This is a genomic window from Streptomyces sp. NPDC054975, from assembly GCF_053609105.1.
Window position 1 is genome coordinate 1 of the sequence record NZ_JBSGWV010000005.1, and the last position, 16970, is coordinate 16970.

The window sequence follows — 16970 nt, forward strand, 5'->3', positions numbered from 1 at the left end:
GACTTCCGTACCGATGTACGGAAGTCCGGCCCGCTCCTTCTCCTCGGCAGGCGCCCTCAGCCGCGCAGGGCCTGGACCGCGGCCTCCAGCCGCTTGCCGAAGTCACCGTCCGCCTTGCGGAAGTTGTCGATCGCCCGCTCGGCGATGTCGTCGCGCGAGACCTTGGCGATGAAGCCCGCCAGGTTCTCGACCAGACGGCCCTTCTCGTCCTCCGCCATCAGGCGGTAGAGGTTGCCCGCCTGGACGAAGTCGTCGTCCTCGGCGTGGGACGGGGCCGCGTGGTTGCCCGTACCGCCGGTGACGGCGCTCGACCGCCACAGCGGGCGGTCGGTCTGGAACGGGCCGCCGAAGCTGTTCGGCTCGTAGTTCTTCGCGCCGCCGTGCCGGCCGTCGTAGAGGCGGCCGTCACGGGAGTGCGTGCGCGCCTCGGTGGCGTGCGGGCGGTTCACCGGCAGGTGGTCGGCGTTGATGCCGACGCGGTAGCGGTGGGCGTCGCCGTACGCGAAGAGCCGGCCCTGGAGCATCTTGTCCGGGGACGGGCCGATGCCGGGCACGAAGTGCGCCGGGCTGAAGATCGACTGCTCGACCTCGGCGAAGATGTTCTCGGGGTTGCGGTTGAGCTCCAGCGTGCCGATCTCGATCGGCGGGTAGTCCGCGTGCGGCCACACCTTGGTGAGGTCGAACGGGTTGAAGCGGTAGGTCGCCGCGTCCGCCGCCGGCATGATCTGGACCTGCACGGTCCAGCTCGGGAAGGCGCCGCGCTCGATGGACTCCCGCAGATCGCGCTGGTGGCTGTCCGGGTCCTCACCGGCGAGCCTGTTGGCCTCGGCCTGGGTGAGGTTCTTGATGCCCTGGTCGGTCTTGAAGTGGTACTTGACCCAGAAGACCTCGCCGGCCTCGTTGTTCCACTGGTAGGTGTGCGAGCCGTAGCCGTTCATGTGGCGGTACGAGGCGGGGATGCCCCGGTCGCCGAAGAGCCAGGTCACCTGGTGGGTCGACTCGGGCGACAGGCCCCAGAAGTCCCAGACGTTGTCGGCCTCCTGGCTGCCCGTGTAGGGGTCGCGCTTCTGGGTGTGGATGAAGTCCGGGAACTTGATGGCGTCCTTGATGAAGAACACCGGGGTGTTGTTGCCGACGAGGTCGTAGTTGCCCTCCTCGGTGTAGAACTTCAGCGCCCAGCCCCGCGGGTCGCGCACCGCGTCGGCCGCACCGAGGTTGCCCGCGACGGTGGAGAAGCGCAGGAACGTCTCGGTCTGCTTGCCGACCTCGGAGAGGAACGCCGCCCGGGTGTACCGCGTGACGTCCCTTGTCACCGTGAAGGTGCCGTACGCACCGGCACCGCGCGCGTGGACCACGCGCTCCGGGATGCGCTCGCGGTTGAAGTGGGCGAGCTTCTCCAGGAGCAGCTGGTCCTGGACGAGCACCGGACCGCCGACGCCGGCCGTCTCGCTGTTCTGGTTGTCGGCGACCGGCGCGCCGGCCTCCGTGGTGAGCGGTCCCTGCGTCGTCATGTGCGCCTCCTGTGGTGCGTGCCGCACGCCCCGTCCATGGCCTGTGCTGGACTCGACCCTACAATAGACATTGTCTAAGTCAAGGCCTCATCCAAAGTCACACCCGTTCGGGACCTCGGCCCCCTCGCTGTTAGGCTGTTCCTATGAGTGACCTGTTGGAACGACTGCGCGGCCGCGGCTGGCGAATGACCGCGCAGCGTCGCGTCGTGGCCGAGGTGCTCGACGGAGACCATGTCCACCTGACCGCCGACGAGGTCCACGCGCGCGCGGTGGAGCGACTGCCCGAGATCTCCCGGGCGACGGTGTACAACACGCTGGGCGAGATGGTCACCCTCGGTGAGGTGATGGAGGTCGCGACGGACGGCCGCGCCAAGCGGTACGACCCGAACGCCCACCGACCCCACCAGCACCTGGTCTGCGGTCGCTGCGGAACGATCCGCGACGTCCACCCGGCCGGAAACCCGCTGTCGGACCTCCCGGACTCGGAGCGCTTCGGCTTCACGATCTCCGACGTCGAGGTCACGTACCGAGGCATCTGCCCGAACTGCGCCACGTAGCGCGCGGGGGTCGGTTGTGGGCATGCGTTCCGCCGGGGCGGAACGGGTGGGCACAACCGACCACCGGGCCGCACACGGAAACGAAACAGGGCCCGGATCCATTCGGATCCAGGCCCTGATCATTTGGTAGCGGGGACAGGATTTGAACCTGCGACCTCTGGGTTATGAGCCCAGCGAGCTACCGAGCTGCTCCACCCCGCGTCGGTGAACCCAACCTTACGGGACGCCCACGACCAGCGCAAATCCGTTCCCCGCCACCCACCAGGGCTACGCGGTCAGCTCCTGGTGGAGCGCCTCGCTCAGCCGCGCGGCCCGCTCGGCCACCTCGGCCGGGCCGAGCTCCACGGCCCGCGCGCACCAGCGCCGCCCCTCGGTCAGCTCACCGCGCCGGGCCGCGAGCAGCGCGAGCCGCAGCGCGGCGCGGCCGTGCCCGGCCCGGGCGGCGCGGGTCCACCAGAGGGCGGCCTCGCGCTCGCTGCCCTCCCGGGCGAGCAGCAGCCCGAGGTTGAAGGCGCCGTTGCGGCTGCCGGCCTCCGCGGCCTCGCGGTACCAGCGGGCCGCCTCCGCCACGTCGCCGCGCGCGGCGGCCAGCATGCCCACCCGTACCTGGGCGCGCCGGTGCCCCTGCTCGGCGGCGCGCTCGTACCACTCCTCGCACTCGGACTTCTCCTCGCGCGAGGCGCCCAGCGCCGGCGGTCCGGGCTCGGGGCGGCGCGCGTCGAGGACGGTCGCCAACCGGAACGCGGCCTCGGCGCTGCCGCCGCCCGCCGCGCACCGCAGGTGGCGCTCGGCGGCCTGCTCGTCGCCGTCACGGAGGCTGGCGATGCCGACCTGGAGGGCGGCCTCGGTGTGCCCGGCCGCCGCCGCGCGCTCGTACCAGGTCAGCGCCGAGCGGTCGTCGTCGCGACCCGCGTAGAGGATGCCGAGATTGAAGGCGGCGTCGACGCTGCCGGCCTCGGCGGCCTTGGAGAACCAGGGCTCGGCGCCGTTGGCGTCGCCGGCCTGGAGGAGGAGGACGGCGAGCGCGTTGGCGGCCTCGCGGTGCCCGGCGTAGGCGGCGCGGCGGTACCACTGCTCGGCCTGCTGGTTGCGGTCCTGGGCGGCGCAGAGCAGCCCGAGGTTGTACGCGCCGTTGACGTCGCCCGCGTCCATGGCGGCGCGGTACCAGCGCTCGGCGGTCTGCTGCTCGCCGCGGGCGGCGTGCAGGGCGCCGAGCGCGTTGGCGGCGTTGCCGTCGCCGTCCTGGGCGGCGCGCAGCCACCACACGGCGGCGCTCTCCTCGTCCCCGGCGTCGCGCAGCAGGAAGCCGAGCGCGCAGGCGGCCTTGGCCTCGCCCTCCTTGGCCGAGCTCAGGTACCAGCGGCCGGCCTCCTTGAGGTCTCCGCGCTTCTCCAGGATCGCGCCGAGGTGCAGCGCGGCCCGGCGGTGGCCCCGTGCCGCGGCCTGCCGGAACCACTGCTCGGCCTCGGCGAGCTCCCCGTCGGTCTCCGTGGCCCGCCGCTCCAGGGCCAGGGCCAGGCGGTACGCGGCCTCGCGGTGGCCCTGCTCGGCGGCGGCGCGCAGCCAGCGCTCCGCGCCGACGTCGCTGCGGTGCTCCAGAAGGTCGGCGAGGGCGTACGCGCCCAGGGCGTGGCCCTGCTCGGCGGACTGGCGCAGCCAGTACTCGGCGGCAGGCTCGTCGCCCCGCTCGCGGTGGTATCGGCCGAGCGCGTGCGCGGCGGGCGCGGAACCCGCGACGGCGGCGACCCGCCACCAGCCGGCGGCCTCGTCCGCGTACCCCCGCTGGTGCAGCAGGACGCCCAGGTTGTTGGCGGCGGCCCGGTCGCCCTCGGCGGTGGCACCGCGCAGGTACGGCTCGGCGCCGTCCAGGTCGCCCCGGCGCAGCAGCAGCGCGCCGAGCACGCTCATCGACGCGGCGTCGCCGTTCTCGGCGGCGCGCCGGTGGCGTGCCTCGGTCTCCGTCTCCGTCTCACTCTCGGCGGTGGTGGTGTCGACGGCCGCATCGACGACCTCCGCGGCCTCGATGATGTCGTCCGCGGCCCGTCGGGCGTGCCGCTGCACAAACCGCCCTGTCTCCAACAGAGTTGCCCTGTCCCCCATAAAAACCATCGTCGCACCACCCGCAACGCGCGTACACCTGGTATACCGCAGCCAGTGAGGTCACTTCAGCGTTTTGTCGACATGCCCACAGAGAGACAAGTCAAACACGTTCCGCCCCAACTCGCCCCATCCCCACCGCTCTTCGGGGCGTCGCCCGCCTCCCCCACGCACAACGACAAGGGCCCGGATCCTGAAGGATCCGGGCCCTTGTCTTCAGTAGCGGGGACAGGATTTGAACCTGCGACCTCTGGGTTATGAGCCCAGCGAGCTACCGAGCTGCTCCACCCCGCGTCGTTGTTCCGTAAAGGTATCACGACGCGAGGGGGGTTCCTGACCAGACGGTCAGCCGCTGCTCGGTGGGCTCGTGGACGGGGTCGCTCCCGGCTTCTGGTCCGCAGGCTTTCCGTCGGCCGGCTTGTCACCCGGCTTCTGGTCGGCCGGCGGCGTCAGCTTCGCGCCCGCGTCCGCCGCCCGCTGGAGGGCGTTCTGCAGGGCTTCCTGGGCCTTGCCGTAGGCGGTCCAGTCACCCTTCTGCAGCGCGGCCTCACCGTCGTCGTACGCCTTCTGCGCGTCCGCGATGGCCTGCTTGAGCAGGGCGTCGTTCGTCGTCGGCGTGGTCGGCGTCGTCGGCGGCTTGGTGCCCGGCTGCTCCGGCTGGGGCGGCGTGGTGCCCTCCACCCCGAAGACCGCGTTCAGCGCGTCGGTGAGGTTGTCCTTGAACACCGTGGTGTCCTTGGTCGTGTCACCGTCCGGCTGGTCCGCGTCCACATAGGACACCGCGACCTTCTTCAGCAGCGGGTAGAGCGCGTTACGGCCCTGGGCGTAGACCGGCTCGACGTAGAGGAAGCCGCCGTCGAGCGGGACCGTGAGCAGGTTTCCGTACTGGATGTCGGAGTCCGCGCCCTTCATGTCCCGGACGAACTGGGCCACGTCCGGGAGGCCGTTGAGCTTGCTCTGCACCTGCGCGGGACCTGGGACGTCCGAGGTCACGCGCAGCAGCTCTATCCGGCCGTAGTCCTTGCTCTTGGCGTCGGCGTCGACCGCCATGAAGCCGCCCAGGTTGGGCCGGCCGTTCGGCGTGAACGTCGTCGTCAGCGAGAACCGCTGCTGCGCGTCCCCGGGCATCTTCAGGCTCAGGTAGTACGGCGGAACGGCGTTGCCGTCCTTGTTGGTCGGGTCGTCCGGCACCTGCCAGGCGTCCGAACCGCTGTAGAACTGCGCCGGGTTGGTCACGTGGTACCGGGTCAGCAGCTCCCGCTGGACCTTGAACATGTCCTGCGGGTACCGCAGGTGCTGCATCAGGCTGTCCTTGATCGCCTCACGCGGCTCCACGGTGTCCGGGAACGCCTTCATCCAGGTCTTGAGGACCGGGTCCTTGGTGTCCCACTCGTAGAGCTTCACCGTGCCGTCGTAGGCGTCGACGGTGGCCTTCACGGAGTTGCGGATGTAGTTGACCTGGTTCTGCTGGGCGACCACCGCGCGCTGCTGGTTGCCGACCGTCAGCGCGTCGGCCGTGGTCTCCCCCAGCGTCGTACGCGAGGCGTAGGGGTAGCCGTTGGTCGTCGTGTACGCGTCCACGATCCACTGGATCCGGCCGTCGACGACCGCCGGGTAGGCGTCTCCGTCGATGGTCAGCCACGGCGCGACCGCCTCGACGCGCTCCTTGGGCGTGCGGTTGTAGAGGATCCGCGAGCCCTCGCCGATGGCCCCCGAGTAGAGGATCTGCGGCTCGCTGAACGCGACCGCGTAGGCGGCGCGGTTGAAGGTGTTGGAGAGGTTGACCCCGCTCTTGCCCTCGTAGCTGGTGGTCTTCTCGCCGTTCTCCTCGTAGTCCAGCTCCTTCTGCGGCCCGCCGACGATCGAGTACTGGTCGGTCTTCTCGCCGTAGTAGATCCGCTGCTGGTACGGGCCGAGCTGGCCCGTGGTCGGCAGGCCGGCCTCGGTGAAGATCGGCGAGCCGTTGGCGTCCGTCTGCGTGCCCGTGGCCATGATCGCGCCGAAGCCGTGGGTGTACGTGAAGTGGTCGTTGATCCAGTTCCGCTTCGGGATGCCCTTGATGTTGAGCTCACGCAGACCGACGACGGTGTCCTTGCCGCTGTAGCGGTCGACATCCAGGGTGGTCGGGAACTGGTAGTACTTCCGCTTCTGCTCCAGCTGCTGGAACGTCGGCGACACGATGTTCGGGTCGAGCAGGCGGTAGCTGGCCGCCGTGTCCGAGTCGTTGCGCAGCGTGTCCTTGTTCTTCGTCGTCGACTTGCCGGAGTAGTTCTCCGGCTTGGTCGCGTCGATGGCGTACGCCTTGCGGGTCGCGTCGATGTTCTTCTGGATGTACGGCGCTTCCTTGGCCTGCTCGTTCGGCTGGACCTGGAACTTCTGCACGATGGCCGGGTACAGGCCGCCGATCAGGATCGCCGACAGGACCATGAGGCCGAAGCCGATCACCGGCAGCTGCCAGGTGCGGCGCCAGAGCGTCGCGAAGAACAGCACGGCGCAGATCGCGGCGATGCAGAACAGGATCGTCTTCGCCGGCAGGTAGGCGTTGGCGTCGACGTACCGCAGACCCGTCCAGTTCCCGGCCGCCTTGAAGTCGCTGGACTTCACGGCGAGGCCGTACCGGTCGAGCCAGTACGCCACGGCCTTCAGGGAGACGAAGACGCCGAGGAGCACCGAGAGGTGGCCGGTCGCGGCGGCGGTGGCGCGGGCACCGGGGCTGGTGACGCGCAGTCCGCCGTACAGGTAGTGCGTCAGGGCGGCGGCCACCAGCGACAGGACCGTGGCGGCGAAGCCGAAGGCGAGCAGGAAGCGGTACCAGGGGAGGTCGAAGGCGTAGAACGCCACGTCCAGCTGGAACTGGGGGTCCTTCTGGCCGAACGACACGCCGTTGACCCACATGAGCCACGTCCGCCACTGGCCGGAGGCCGAGGCGCCCGCGATCAGGCCCACCAGGGCGGTGATCGCGAGGAGCACCCACTTCTTGTACGGCGCCAGGCCCATCCGGTACCGGTCGAGGCTCTGCTGCTCCAGCGACATCGCGCTCAGCGGCGGCCGCAGCCGGTGCGCGAGCCAGATGTTCAGCCCGACGGCGAGCCCCATCAGCAGACCGAAGACCGCGAAGAGGCCGATCTTGGTCCACAGGGTGGTGGTGAACACGGACGAGTAGTGGACCGAGCGGTACCAGAGCCAGTCCGTCCAGAACCCGGCGAACATGACGAACACCATGGCCAGGACGGCCAGCACACCCAGGGTCATGAGCAGCGTGCGGGCCCGCCGGGACGGCCGGCCGACTCTGATCCTTGGCCCGGACGGACCTCCGCCGCCTCCGCGGTCCGGCATCTGGAAAGCCAACGTGCGCCCCTCGAGGTTGATGCGTCGATAAAGCAGGCCCCGCGATCGTAGAGCCCACTGATGCAACTTACTGAGGCTTTACCTAGTTCCCGTCTTCGGGGGGAGAGGAGGCAGGATGTTGTCCATGTCCAACGTTTCCCCCTCCGGCACCCCCATGGCCGCAAGCCCCCTCACCCGCGCGGTGCTCGAGATCGACGAGTACGCCTCCGGCCTCGGCTGGGACCGCCCGGCCCGGCTCTTCGCCCTGGTCGACACCGCCCGACTGCGTGCCCAGGAGCCGGGACTGGCCTCCCAGCTCGGCCTCGAAGGCGACGAGGCGGCCGCCTACACCCCCATCGAGCAGGAGGAACTGCCGAAGGGGAAGCCCCTCGACGAGTTCCTCGGCACCATCGCCTGGCCCGACGCGGTGGCCGGCTGCGCGCTGACCGTGGAGCGGCTGATGCTCCCGCCGTCGGCCGAGGCCTCCGTGCCCGAGGGCCTGAACGAGGCCGCTCTGGCGAAGTGGGTGGCCCGCCACCCCGACCGGCAGGAGGTCCGGATGACCGTGGCCGTGCTCCGTAACGGCGCGCGGGAGGCGGCGATCCGGCTGCGCGAGAAGGACTCGCCGAACGAGGTGCTCACCGGGGCGGACCTGGTGCCGGGCCTCGCGGAGGCCCTGGCGGCGACCTTCGAGTCCTGAGGATCCTGCGGAGTACGGCGAAGGGGGCGCCCCGGTCTCGGTGACCGGGGCGCCCCCTTCTTTAGGTGTCCTGGCGGTGCGGCCTAGCTCTTCGAGCAGCTGGGCAGGTTCTTCGTGTCGCCCTTGCGGAGCTTCTCCAGCGACTTCGTCGCGTCGTCGATGGTGTTCACCTTGATGAGGGTGAGGCCGTCGGGGATGTCGGAGGCGGCGGTCTCGCAGTTGTCGGCCGGGGTGAGGAAGTACCGGGCTCCGGCGTTGCGCGCGCCGACCAGCTTCATCTCGATACCGCCGATCGGGCCGACCTGGCCCTTCTCGTCGATCGTTCCGGTACCGGCGATGAACTTGCCGTCGGTGAGGCTCTCCGGGGTCAGCTTGTCGACGATGCCGAGCGCGAACATCAGCCCGGCGCTGGGGCCGCCGACGTCGGCGAGCTTGATGTCGATGGTGAACGGGAAGACGTGGTCGGTGCCGGCCTGGATGCCGACGATCGCCCGGTCGCCCTCCGAGGACTTCACGGTCGTGACGGTGACCTTCTTGGTGGCGGTGGGCTCCTTGCCGGCCTTCTCGGCCGCGGCCGCCTCCTTGGTGGGGACGATCGTGAACTCGACCTTCTCGCCCGGCTTGTGCGTGGTGACCTGCTTGGCGACGTCGCCGGGCTCCTTGACGGGCACGCCGTCCACGGCCTTGATGACGTCGCCCGCGTGCAGCGTGCCCTGGGCGGGGCTGTCCTTGACGACGGAGGCGACGACGACCCGGGTGGTCACCGGGATGCCCAGCTCGCCGAGGGCGGCGACCTTGGCGCTCTCCTGGGACTGGCTGAACTCCTCGGCGTTCTCCTGGCTCGACTCCTCCTCGGTCTTGCCGTCCGGGTAGAGGGTCTCCTTGGGGACGACCACGTTGTCGTGCGCGAGCCAGCCGTAGACGGCCTCGACCACGTTCATCCGGTAGTCCGCGCTGGTGACGCGGACGGTCGTCATGTTGAGGTGCCCGTCGGTCGGGTAGGTCTTGTGGCCGGAGATCTGGAGCACCGGCTCGCCCCTGGCCTCCCCGAGGGTGTTCACCGTCGGTCCGGGGCTCATCTCCGCGTACGGGACCGGGACCAGGACGCCCACACAGAGCAGGGTGATCAGGACCAGGGTGGAGGCGAGCATCGTCGCGGTGCGGCGTGGCATGGAACGACAGTACGGGACCGGTCTGTGAGTGCACCCGTGGGGCGGGTCCGTACGAGGCGGTCGGCGGGGAGGAGTCAGCCGGAGACGTGGCTACTGCGTACGGGGGACGAGGGCGCCGCCTGGGCCATCTCGGGGGCGGCGGCGTCGATGCCGCCATGGGACCGCTCCATGGCGTCCCTGAAGCGTGCGTAGCCGGCGAGCTCGGCCACGTCCCCGATGGTCTTGTTCCGCTGGACCCAGCTTCCCCATATCGCCGCGCCGACGACAGCGAAAAGCGGAATCAGCAACCACGCGAGCGCTGCCATCCCGACCTCCCAACCCCAATGAGCGACCGCAACCGGCCGGAACCCGGCCGATCAGCAGACTAACGATCTGCAGCATCAACGCTGCTGCCAGGGGGCTGGTTACGCAAATCGGGGCGTTCGACTACAAGCCGTCGGCGCGGCGTCTTGCCTGGGACCGGTCCGGCGCCTAGGGGAGGCCTCGGGGCCACTTGGGGGACGCCAGGGCGATACCCCTAGCAGGCCCCGACCCACTCCTCCGTGCCGTCGGAGAACTTCTGGTGCTTCCAGATCGGGACCTCGTGCTTGAGGTCGTCGATCAGCTTGCGGCAGGCCTCGAAGGCCTCGCCGCGGTGCGGGCAGGAGACCGCGACGACGACCGCGAGGTCGCCGACCTGGAGGTCGCCCACGCGGTGGACGGCGGCCAGGGCGCGGACCGGGTAGTCGGCGACGACCTTCTCGGCGACCTTGCGCAGCTCGTCCAGGGCGGAGGGGTGGCAGGAGTACCCCAGCTCGTCGACGTCCGCGCCGCCGTCGTGGTTGCGCACCGTGCCCACGAAGAGGGTCGTGCCGCCCGCCGCGTCGTCGCCGACGGCCCGGAAGACCTCGTCGAGGGAGAGCGGGGCGTCACGGATCGCCAGCAGCTTGATCGGGTCGGCCGCCGTCTGCTCGCCGGGGTGGTCATGGGTACGTGCCATGAAGCCCATGGTGCCGTACCGCACGGACATCGCGGAATAGCGGTTTCGACCGGTGGACCCGACCCTCCGTAGGAGGGTCCTACAGTCCCGGTCCCCCGTCTGCCGGTCCGCAGGCCTCCGGCCTCCGGTCCACCGGCTCCCGGCCCGCAGGCTTCCGGGGCTACATGCCGCGCCGCTTGCGCATCTGGCGTACCAGCGCCGCCGTGCCGAGCAGTGCCACCGTCGCACCGGCCGCTCCCGCCGCCGTCGCGTCCTTGCGGCCGAGCCTGCGGCCCGCGACGGTGTGCCGGCCCTCGACCTCCTCCAGGAGCGCGGCGAGCACCTCCTCGTTGGTCCACTTCGGCCGCCAGCCCGCGTCGTGCAGCCGGCCGACGCTGACCACCCAGGGGTGCATCGTGTACGCCAGGTCGCCGGCCGGGGACGGCGTGAGCCCGATCCGGTGGAGCCGGGCCGCCGCGCCGAGGGCGACGGCCGAGGGCAGCTCCATGCGCCGGATCCCGGAGAGCTCCTCGACCTCCTCCTGCTCCAGCCAGCCGTCGCAGCCGACCGCGAACTCCCCCTCGACCTTCTCCAGGGCCGCGTACTCCAGCGCGCTGACGAGGTCCTCGACGTGACAGAACTGCCAGGTGGGGCGGGACCCCGCCACGACGAGCAGCCGAGGCGACTCGAAGTAGCGGGTCAGGGCCGTGTCCGTACCGCCCACCAGGACCGCCGGGCGGACGACGGTGACGTGCAGGCCCGGGTGGGCGCGGGGCGCGCGGCGGCCGAGCCGCTCGATCTCCAGCATGTCGCCGACACCGGTGGCCTCGGCGGTCGCCCGCAGCTCGGCGTCCTCGGAGAGCGGGATGTCGTTGTCGGGCAGCGCGCCGTAGACCATCGCGGAGGTGCACAGCACCACGCGGTGCACGCCCGCGGCCGCGGCGGCCGTCAGGACGGTCTGCGCGCCGCGCACGTTGTAGGCCGTCCGGGCGGCGGCGTCCGATTCCAGGTCGAGGTCGACGGCGAGGTGCACGACCACGTCGGCGCCGCGCAGCTTCTCGGCGATGGCCGGGTCGCGGACGTCGAGGATGTGCCACTGCGCCTCGGAGACCTCGCCCCGGCGCTCGTCGATGGCGATGACCTGCTTGATCTCGTCGGACGCGGCCAGGCGCCTGGTCAGCAGGTCGCCGACCCCGGAGGCGGCACCGGTGACCGCGACCACGGGGCCGCGCCCGGTGGACCGGGTCGAGATGTTTCGCGCTGCGCGAACCTGAGGATCTGGGGAACTCACCGGGCGTCTCCAGCGGTTGTCTTCAGTACGTACCCGAATGACGCGTACGTACCAGGTGGCGTCCATCCTGCCGCAGGCCACGGCCCGGCGGAGCACCGAGCCCACATCCGGCCCGGATGTCTACGCTGGTGGTGTGGAGTCGGGCATCGAGCCGCGCCAGGAAAGCCGCCGTCGGCAGGAAGCCGGCGGCCCTACGAGCCGAGGAAACCTGTGAGTGACACCCCATTCGGATTCGGCCTTCCGCCTGAGGAGCCGGAGAGCGGCGACGAGGGCAAGAAGAAGGACCCCGCCGGAGGTGGCCAGGGGTCCGGTGGCGAGGGTGGCAACCCCTTCGGGGCCAATCCGTTCGGCTTCGGCGGTCTGCCGGGCATGGGCGGCCCCGGTGGCGCGGACAATCCCTTCGCCGCGATGTTCGGCTCGCTGAACCCCAACGACCTGGGCGCCGCCTTCCAGCAGCTCGGCCAGATGCTCTCGTACGAGGGCGGCCCGGTGAACTGGGACATGGCCAAGCAGATCGCCCGCCAGGTGGTCGCCCAGGGCACGTCCGACGGCACCAAGGACGCCAGCGTGGGTCCGGCGGAGAAGTCCGCGGTCGAGGAGGCCGTGCGCCTGGCCGACCTGTGGCTGGACGGCGTGACGTCGCTGCCGTCGGGGGCGAGCACGGCCGTGGCGTGGAGCCGCGCGGAGTGGGTCGAGGCGACGCTGCCGGCCTGGCAGCAGCTGGTCGACCCGGTCGCCGAGCGGGTCGGCACGGCGATGGGCGATGTGCTGCCCGAGGAGATGCAGGCCATGGCGGGCCCGCTGATCGGCATGATGCGGTCGATGGGCGGCGCCATGTTCGGCCAGCAGATCGGTCAGGCCGTCGGCGCGCTCGCGGGTGAGGTCGTCGGTTCGACGGACGTCGGTCTGCCGCTGGGCCCGGCCGGCAAGGCGGCGCTGCTGCCGCTGAACATCGAGACGTTCGGCAAGGACCTCGGCGTCCCCAAGGACGAGGTGCGGCTCTACCTGGCCCTGCGCGAGGCCGCGCACCAGCGGCTCTTCGCCCATGTGCCGTGGCTGCGCTCGCATCTGTTCGGCGCGGTCGAGGGGTACGCGCGCGGGATCAAGGTCGACACCTCGAAGCTGGAGGAGGCGGTCGGTCAGCTGGACCCGGCGCAGCCGGAGCAGCTTCAGGAGGCGCTCCAGCAGGGCATGTTCCAGCCCGAGGACACGCCGGAGCAGAAGGCCGCCCTCGCCCGTCTGGAGACGGCGCTCGCGCTGGTCGAGGGCTGGGTGGACGCGGTGGTCCACGAGGCCGCGAAGTCCCGGCTGACCTCGGCGGACGCGCTGCGCGAGACGCTGCGGCGTCGGCGGGCGAGCGGCGGTCCCGCCGAGCAGACCTTCGCCACGCTGATCGGGCTCGAACTGCGTCCGCGCCGGCTGCGGGATGCCTCGCGGCTGTGGGCCTCGCTCACGGACGCGCGCGGTGTCGACGGCCGCGACCACCTGTGGGAGCACCCGGACATGCTGCCGACGGCGTCCGACCTGGACGACCCGGACGGCTTCGTCCACCGCGAGCAGCTGGACTTCTCGGAGATCGACAAGATGCTCGGCGAGGCGGCCGGCGGCACGAAGCCGGACGGCGACGACGGCGACCGCGACGACGACAAGGGCGACGGCGAGAAGTGAGTCTGCACGACGACGCGGTCCTCGTACTGAAGGGGTACGAGGACCAGGACGAGCTGCGCGGGATCTATCTGGACCACCTCGCCGCGCACGCCGACGGGATGTGGAAGGCGTGCGAGGCCGGGCATCTGACGGCCAGCGCGCTGGTGGTGGACCCGGAGCGCGGGCGGGTGCTGCTGACGCTGCACAAGAAGCTCGGCATGTGGCTGCAGATGGGCGGGCACTGCGAGCCGGGTGACGCGACGGTCGCCGGGGCGGCGCTGCGCGAGGCGACGGAGGAGTCCGGGATCCCGGGTCTGACGCTGCTTCCGGGCGGCCCGGTGCGGCTGGACCGGCATCCGATTCCCGCGCCGTGCCACTGGCACCTGGACGTGCAGTACGCGGCGCTGGCGCCGGCCGGCGCGGTGGAGGCGATCAGCGACGAGTCGCTGGACCTGCGCTGGTACGCGTACGACGAGGTGGCCGCGGTGGCCGACGTGTCGGTCGTACGGCTGCTGGAGGCGACTCGCGCGCGGCTGTAGACCAGGGGACATGGGTAAGGGGCGGCCTCCTAGGAGGCCGCCCCTTACGTCTGCTCAGTTCCAGGCGTTGTTCTGGTTCTGGGCGTGCGAGCCGTGCTGGCCGGCGCCGAACTGGGCGGCGAGGCCCTGTCCGATGGCGGCGTTCTGCGGCGGCATGACCTCGCTGGGCTGGACGAGGGCGAAGCCCTGTCCGAGGAAGCTGAGTTCCCAGCCCTCGCCCGTGTTGCCGCGCCGGCGGCGGATGCTGGAGTTCGTCGTCTGCGCCTGCATCTGCACCCGCAGCCCGGTGGACCAGGCGACGATGGCGTCCGCGTCGACGTTGACGTACTTCTCCGGCGTGACGTGCATCATCAGCGGCTGCCCCGAGGTCATCAGGGCGACCTTGCCGCGGCCGGAGATGTTGAGCTGGTACTTGCCGGTGCCGGAGACGCCGTACTGGCTGTCCACGGCGATGACCTCGGTGTGCAGGGTCGAGTCGAGCGCCAGGACGTAGGCGCTGTCGACGGTCATGCCTTCCTGCTCGACGTCCACGACGTGGATGTACTGGGCGAGGTTGGCCAGGTAGACCGTGCCCTGCCCGGAGCAGCGCATGAGGTCGAGGCCCTCACCGGTGCGGGCCTGGGCGCGGCGCTGGTTGGGCGTCTTGTACTCGCCGTCGAAGTCCATGAGTCCCTGGTAGGCGACCATGGCGCCCTTGCGGGCGAGGACGTCGTCCGACCCTGTCAGGGCCACCCGCAGCATCTGCGGGTTCTGGATGACGTACCGTTCCTGGCTCTGCTGCTCGGCGTAGTTGAAAAGCGGGCTCTGCATGATGTGTTCTCGCTCCCCCTCAGCCCCGGATCCGCAGGCGGTCGGTGCTGTCCTCGCTCGGCTGTACGACGACGATGCCCTGGCCCGAGAAGGCCATCTGGTACGCCTCGCCGCTGCCCCGTCCGATCAGGGAGGAGGCCTTGAAGCTGCGCTTGCCCTTGACCTTGAGAGCCGGCGACCAGGCGACGAGCGCGTCGGGGTCGACGTACGTCTCGTCCTCGCCGCGGCCGCAGTCGACGACGATCGGCGTGCCGCGCGAGGTCAGGGCGACCCAGCCGGTGCCCGCGATCTCGACGTTGAACAGGCCCTGTCCGGCGAACTTGGCGAGGCCCTTGACCTTCTCGACGCCCCACTGGAGGTGGGCGTCGAAGGCCAGCAGGTTGGTGCCGTTCACGGACAGCGAGTCGTTCTGGAGGTTGATCACGACGACGTCCGCGCCGTAGTCGGCGAGGTAGAGCAGGCCGTCGCCGGAGCACTTCATGATGGGCGCGCCCTCGCCGGTGACCCACTGCTGGGCGACCTGACGGGCGGCGGGCGGGTTGGGCTCGTAGGTGACGAAACCCTCGTAGGAGACCATCGAGCCGGTGCGTGCGTAGAGGTCCTGGCCGGAGGCCATGGCGACCTTGAGCATCGCGCGGCCGTGGTTCTCCATCCGGGCCGCCATCGGGGTCGGGGCGAAGCCCGCGAGTTGCTGGTTCATTCTTCGGGCTCCCTCAGACCTCGTACGGCTGGACGACGATGAAGTTGCCGGGGGCGCCCCGGAACTGGAGGTTGACGGTCTCTCCGCTGTGTCCCGGGTACGCGTTGCGGCGCAGCCGGACCTGGCTGGAGAGGATCACCTGGGACGCGGACGACCAGGCGACGACCGCGTTGCAGTCGGCGAAGGTGGTCGGCGTGACCGGCAGGACGACCGGGACGCCGTGCGTCTTGACGACGACGGTGCCGGTGCCCTGGAACTGCATCGTGAACAGGGCGCCGCCGGGGATGCCGTGGCCCTCGATCCTCCGTACTTCGTACTGGAGAGACTCGTCGAAGGCGAGCACGTTCTCGGCGGAGACGCAGATGCCGTCGCCCTGGAGCTCGATCGGGTGCAGGTGGGCGCCGTCCTCGGCGAGGAAGACCTGGCCTCGGCCGCTGCAGCGCATCAGCTGCATCTCCTGGCCGGTGGCGTTGCCGACGATCCGGCCGGTGAACCCGGCGCCCTTGTGGCTGAAGTCGACCTTGCCCTGATACATGACCATGCTGCCCTGGCGGGCGAGGACGGGGTTGCCACCCATCTGCAGGTCGACCCGCATGAGCTGCTGGTTCTGCGGGGTCCAACGGGAGCCGGTCGGGGTCTCCTTGTACGGCTGGAGCGCGGCGGCGAGTCCGGCTCCGGTGGCGGGCACGCCCTGGGGCACGCCCTGCGGGACTCCGCCCGGCTGACCGAACTGCCCCGGGACCTGGCCCGGCATCTGGCCGGGGACCTGGCCCGGCATCTGGCCGAACTGGGGCTGCTGCGGCTGGCCGTACGGCGCCTGACCGGGCACCTGACCCGGTACCTGGCCGTACTGCGGGGCCGGCGGCTGCTGACCGTACGGCGCGGGCGCCGGGGCGGGCGGGGCCATCGGGGCGGCCATGGTGGGCGCCGCGTGCACCGGCTGGACCGGGGCCTGCGGTGCGGGCTGGGGCGCCTGGGGTGCGGGCTGCGGCGCGTGGGGTGCGGCGGGCGCGCCGAACGCGGGCGGTGCGGCGGCCTGCGCCGGCGGCGCGAAGCCGGGCGCTGCCTGCGGGGCCTGCGCGGCGGGCTGCTCCTCGGCGACCTCGCCGCCGAAGTTCTTCAGCAGCGCGTCCAGGCCGCCGTCGAAGCCCTGGCCGATGGCGGCGAACCGCCAGACGTCCTTGAGGTAGAAGTCGCCGAGCATGACGGCGCGCTCGGTGGAGAACTCCGCGCCCGTGAACGGATAGCGGACGACCTCTTCGCCGCCCGCCACGATCCGGATGTAGCCGGGGCCGATCTGCGACATCTGGCCCGCGCCGTCGATGGTCGCGGTGAACGACAGCTTGTGGATGTTCGCCGGGATGCGGTCCAGCGTGACCCGGAAGGACTCCGTGTCGCCCGACTGCGCCCCGAGCAGCTGGATGGACTCCTCCGGCGACTTCGGCTGGTTGAAGAAGATGAAGTACCGGTCGTCGGAGAGCTGCTCGTTCGCGTCGAGGCCGAAGCAGCTGATGTCGAAGGTCAGTCCGGGCGCGTTGATCTGCACGCCCACGTACAGATCGGTCCCCGGTGTCAGATCACTGATCTTGGCCTTGTGGCCGCGTTGGAATTCCCTGGCCATGCGTAACGACCGTCCCCCATCCCGAAGGTGAATACGTCGC

14 protein-coding genes and 2 tRNA genes are annotated in these 16970 nt (G+C 70.8%); 4 read left to right on the forward strand and 12 right to left on the reverse strand.

What is annotated here, in order from left to right; all coding sequences use genetic code 11:
* Positions 1–56: 56 nt before the first annotated feature.
* Positions 57–1511 carry a catalase gene (locus ACWF79_RS08020; RefSeq protein ID WP_453727202.1) on the reverse strand — a complete coding sequence of 485 codons (1455 nt, stop codon included), beginning with the start codon at positions 1509–1511 and terminating at the stop codon, positions 57–59.
* Between the two features lie 143 nt (positions 1512–1654).
* On the opposite strand from ACWF79_RS08020, the gene ACWF79_RS08025 reads away from it, so the two are divergent.
* Positions 1655–2068, forward strand: coding sequence for a Fur family transcriptional regulator (locus tag ACWF79_RS08025; protein WP_453727203.1), 414 nt, complete (start codon positions 1655–1657; stop codon positions 2066–2068).
* A 124-nt stretch (positions 2069–2192) separates the two neighbouring features.
* On the opposite strand, the gene ACWF79_RS08030 is transcribed toward ACWF79_RS08025, so the two are convergent.
* From ACWF79_RS08030 to ACWF79_RS08045, 4 genes are all read right to left on the reverse strand, one after another.
* Positions 2193–2269: transfer RNA gene (locus ACWF79_RS08030), tRNA-Met, on the reverse strand.
* A 66-nt stretch (positions 2270–2335) separates the two neighbouring features.
* Entirely contained in the window at positions 2336–4177 is a 1842-nt protein-coding gene (locus ACWF79_RS08035) for a tetratricopeptide repeat protein (protein WP_453727204.1), read from the reverse strand.
* Between the two features lie 208 nt (positions 4178–4385).
* Positions 4386–4459 (reverse strand) — tRNA-Met (locus ACWF79_RS08040).
* A 51-nt stretch (positions 4460–4510) separates the two neighbouring features.
* A complete protein-coding gene (locus ACWF79_RS08045) occupies positions 4511–7501 on the reverse strand; it encodes a UPF0182 family membrane protein (RefSeq protein WP_453727205.1) in 2991 nt (996 codons plus the stop codon).
* A 136-nt stretch (positions 7502–7637) separates the two neighbouring features.
* Here ACWF79_RS08045 and ACWF79_RS08050 point away from each other — a divergent pair, with 136 nt between their 5' ends.
* Positions 7638–8192, forward strand: coding sequence for a PPA1309 family protein (locus ACWF79_RS08050; protein WP_453727206.1), 555 nt, complete (start codon positions 7638–7640; stop codon positions 8190–8192).
* A gap of 83 nt (positions 8193–8275) precedes the next feature.
* Here the strand turns inward: ACWF79_RS08050 and ACWF79_RS08055 are convergent, their stop codons facing one another.
* From ACWF79_RS08055 to ACWF79_RS08070, 4 genes are all read right to left on the reverse strand, one after another.
* A complete protein-coding gene (locus ACWF79_RS08055) occupies positions 8276–9364 on the reverse strand; it encodes a YlbL family protein (RefSeq protein WP_453727207.1) in 1089 nt (362 codons plus the stop codon).
* 74 nt (positions 9365–9438) lie between these two features.
* On the reverse strand, positions 9439–9669 hold the full coding sequence (locus ACWF79_RS08060) for a hypothetical protein (RefSeq protein ID WP_453727464.1): 231 nt from the start codon (positions 9667–9669) through the stop codon (positions 9439–9441).
* Positions 9670–9881: 212 nt separating this feature from the next.
* Positions 9882–10343 (reverse strand): molybdenum cofactor biosynthesis protein MoaE, encoded by a 462-nt coding sequence (locus ACWF79_RS08065; RefSeq protein ID WP_453727208.1) that lies wholly within the window; start codon positions 10341–10343, stop codon positions 9882–9884.
* A gap of 160 nt (positions 10344–10503) precedes the next feature.
* Complete coding sequence (locus ACWF79_RS08070; protein WP_453727209.1) at positions 10504–11613, reverse strand: SDR family oxidoreductase; 1110 nt, start codon at positions 11611–11613, stop codon at positions 10504–10506.
* 210 nt (positions 11614–11823) lie between these two features.
* Here ACWF79_RS08070 and ACWF79_RS08075 point away from each other — a divergent pair, with 210 nt between their 5' ends.
* Together ACWF79_RS08075 and ACWF79_RS08080 are read left to right on the forward strand one after the other, a co-directional pair.
* A complete protein-coding gene (locus tag ACWF79_RS08075; protein WP_453727210.1) occupies positions 11824–13281 on the forward strand; it encodes a zinc-dependent metalloprotease in 1458 nt (485 codons plus the stop codon).
* Complete coding sequence (locus tag ACWF79_RS08080) at positions 13278–13799, forward strand: NUDIX hydrolase (protein ID WP_453727211.1); 522 nt, start codon at positions 13278–13280, stop codon at positions 13797–13799. Before ACWF79_RS08075 ends, ACWF79_RS08080 begins: the two co-directional genes overlap by 4 nt.
* Positions 13800–13853: 54 nt before the next feature.
* Here ACWF79_RS08080 and ACWF79_RS08085 read toward each other — a convergent pair whose 3' ends face one another.
* The 3 genes from ACWF79_RS08085 to ACWF79_RS08095 are packed head-to-tail and all read right to left on the reverse strand — an operon-like array spanning position 13854 to position 16930.
* Positions 13854–14609 (reverse strand): AIM24 family protein, encoded by a 756-nt coding sequence (locus ACWF79_RS08085; protein ID WP_453727212.1) that lies wholly within the window; start codon positions 14607–14609, stop codon positions 13854–13856.
* 19 nt (positions 14610–14628) lie between these two features.
* Positions 14629–15309 carry an AIM24 family protein gene (locus tag ACWF79_RS08090; protein WP_453727213.1) on the reverse strand — a complete coding sequence of 227 codons (681 nt, stop codon included), beginning with the start codon at positions 15307–15309 and terminating at the stop codon, positions 14629–14631.
* Positions 15310–15322: 13 nt separating this feature from the next.
* Positions 15323–16930 carry a TerD family protein gene (locus tag ACWF79_RS08095; RefSeq protein ID WP_453727214.1) on the reverse strand — a complete coding sequence of 536 codons (1608 nt, stop codon included), beginning with the start codon at positions 16928–16930 and terminating at the stop codon, positions 15323–15325.
* Positions 16931–16970 lie beyond the last annotated feature (40 nt).

What these genes read in the sequence shown, in the direction of transcription:
- ACWF79_RS08020 (WP_453727202.1), bottom strand. Translation starts at nt 1,511, where the DNA reads ATGACGACGCAGGGACCGCTCACCACGGAGGCCGGCGCGCCGGTCGCC.
- ACWF79_RS08025 (WP_453727203.1), top strand. Translation starts at nt 1,655, where the DNA reads ATGAGTGACCTGTTGGAACGACTGCGCGGCCGCGGCTGGCGAATGACC.
- ACWF79_RS08035 (WP_453727204.1), bottom strand. Translation starts at nt 4,177, where the DNA reads ATGGTTTTTATGGGGGACAGGGCAACTCTGTTGGAGACAGGGCGGTTT.
- ACWF79_RS08045 (WP_453727205.1), bottom strand. Translation starts at nt 7,501, where the DNA reads ATGCCGGACCGCGGAGGCGGCGGAGGTCCGTCCGGGCCAAGGATCAGA.
- ACWF79_RS08050 (WP_453727206.1), top strand. Translation starts at nt 7,638, where the DNA reads ATGTCCAACGTTTCCCCCTCCGGCACCCCCATGGCCGCAAGCCCCCTC.
- ACWF79_RS08055 (WP_453727207.1), bottom strand. Translation starts at nt 9,364, where the DNA reads ATGCCACGCCGCACCGCGACGATGCTCGCCTCCACCCTGGTCCTGATC.
- ACWF79_RS08060 (WP_453727464.1), bottom strand. Translation starts at nt 9,669, where the DNA reads ATGGCAGCGCTCGCGTGGTTGCTGATTCCGCTTTTCGCTGTCGTCGGC.
- ACWF79_RS08065 (WP_453727208.1), bottom strand. Translation starts at nt 10,343, where the DNA reads ATGGCACGTACCCATGACCACCCCGGCGAGCAGACGGCGGCCGACCCG.
- ACWF79_RS08085 (WP_453727212.1), bottom strand. Translation starts at nt 14,609, where the DNA reads ATGCAGAGCCCGCTTTTCAACTACGCCGAGCAGCAGAGCCAGGAACGG.
- ACWF79_RS08090 (WP_453727213.1), bottom strand. Translation starts at nt 15,309, where the DNA reads ATGAACCAGCAACTCGCGGGCTTCGCCCCGACCCCGATGGCGGCCCGG.
- ACWF79_RS08095 (WP_453727214.1), bottom strand. Translation starts at nt 16,930, where the DNA reads ATGGCCAGGGAATTCCAACGCGGCCACAAGGCCAAGATCAGTGATCTG.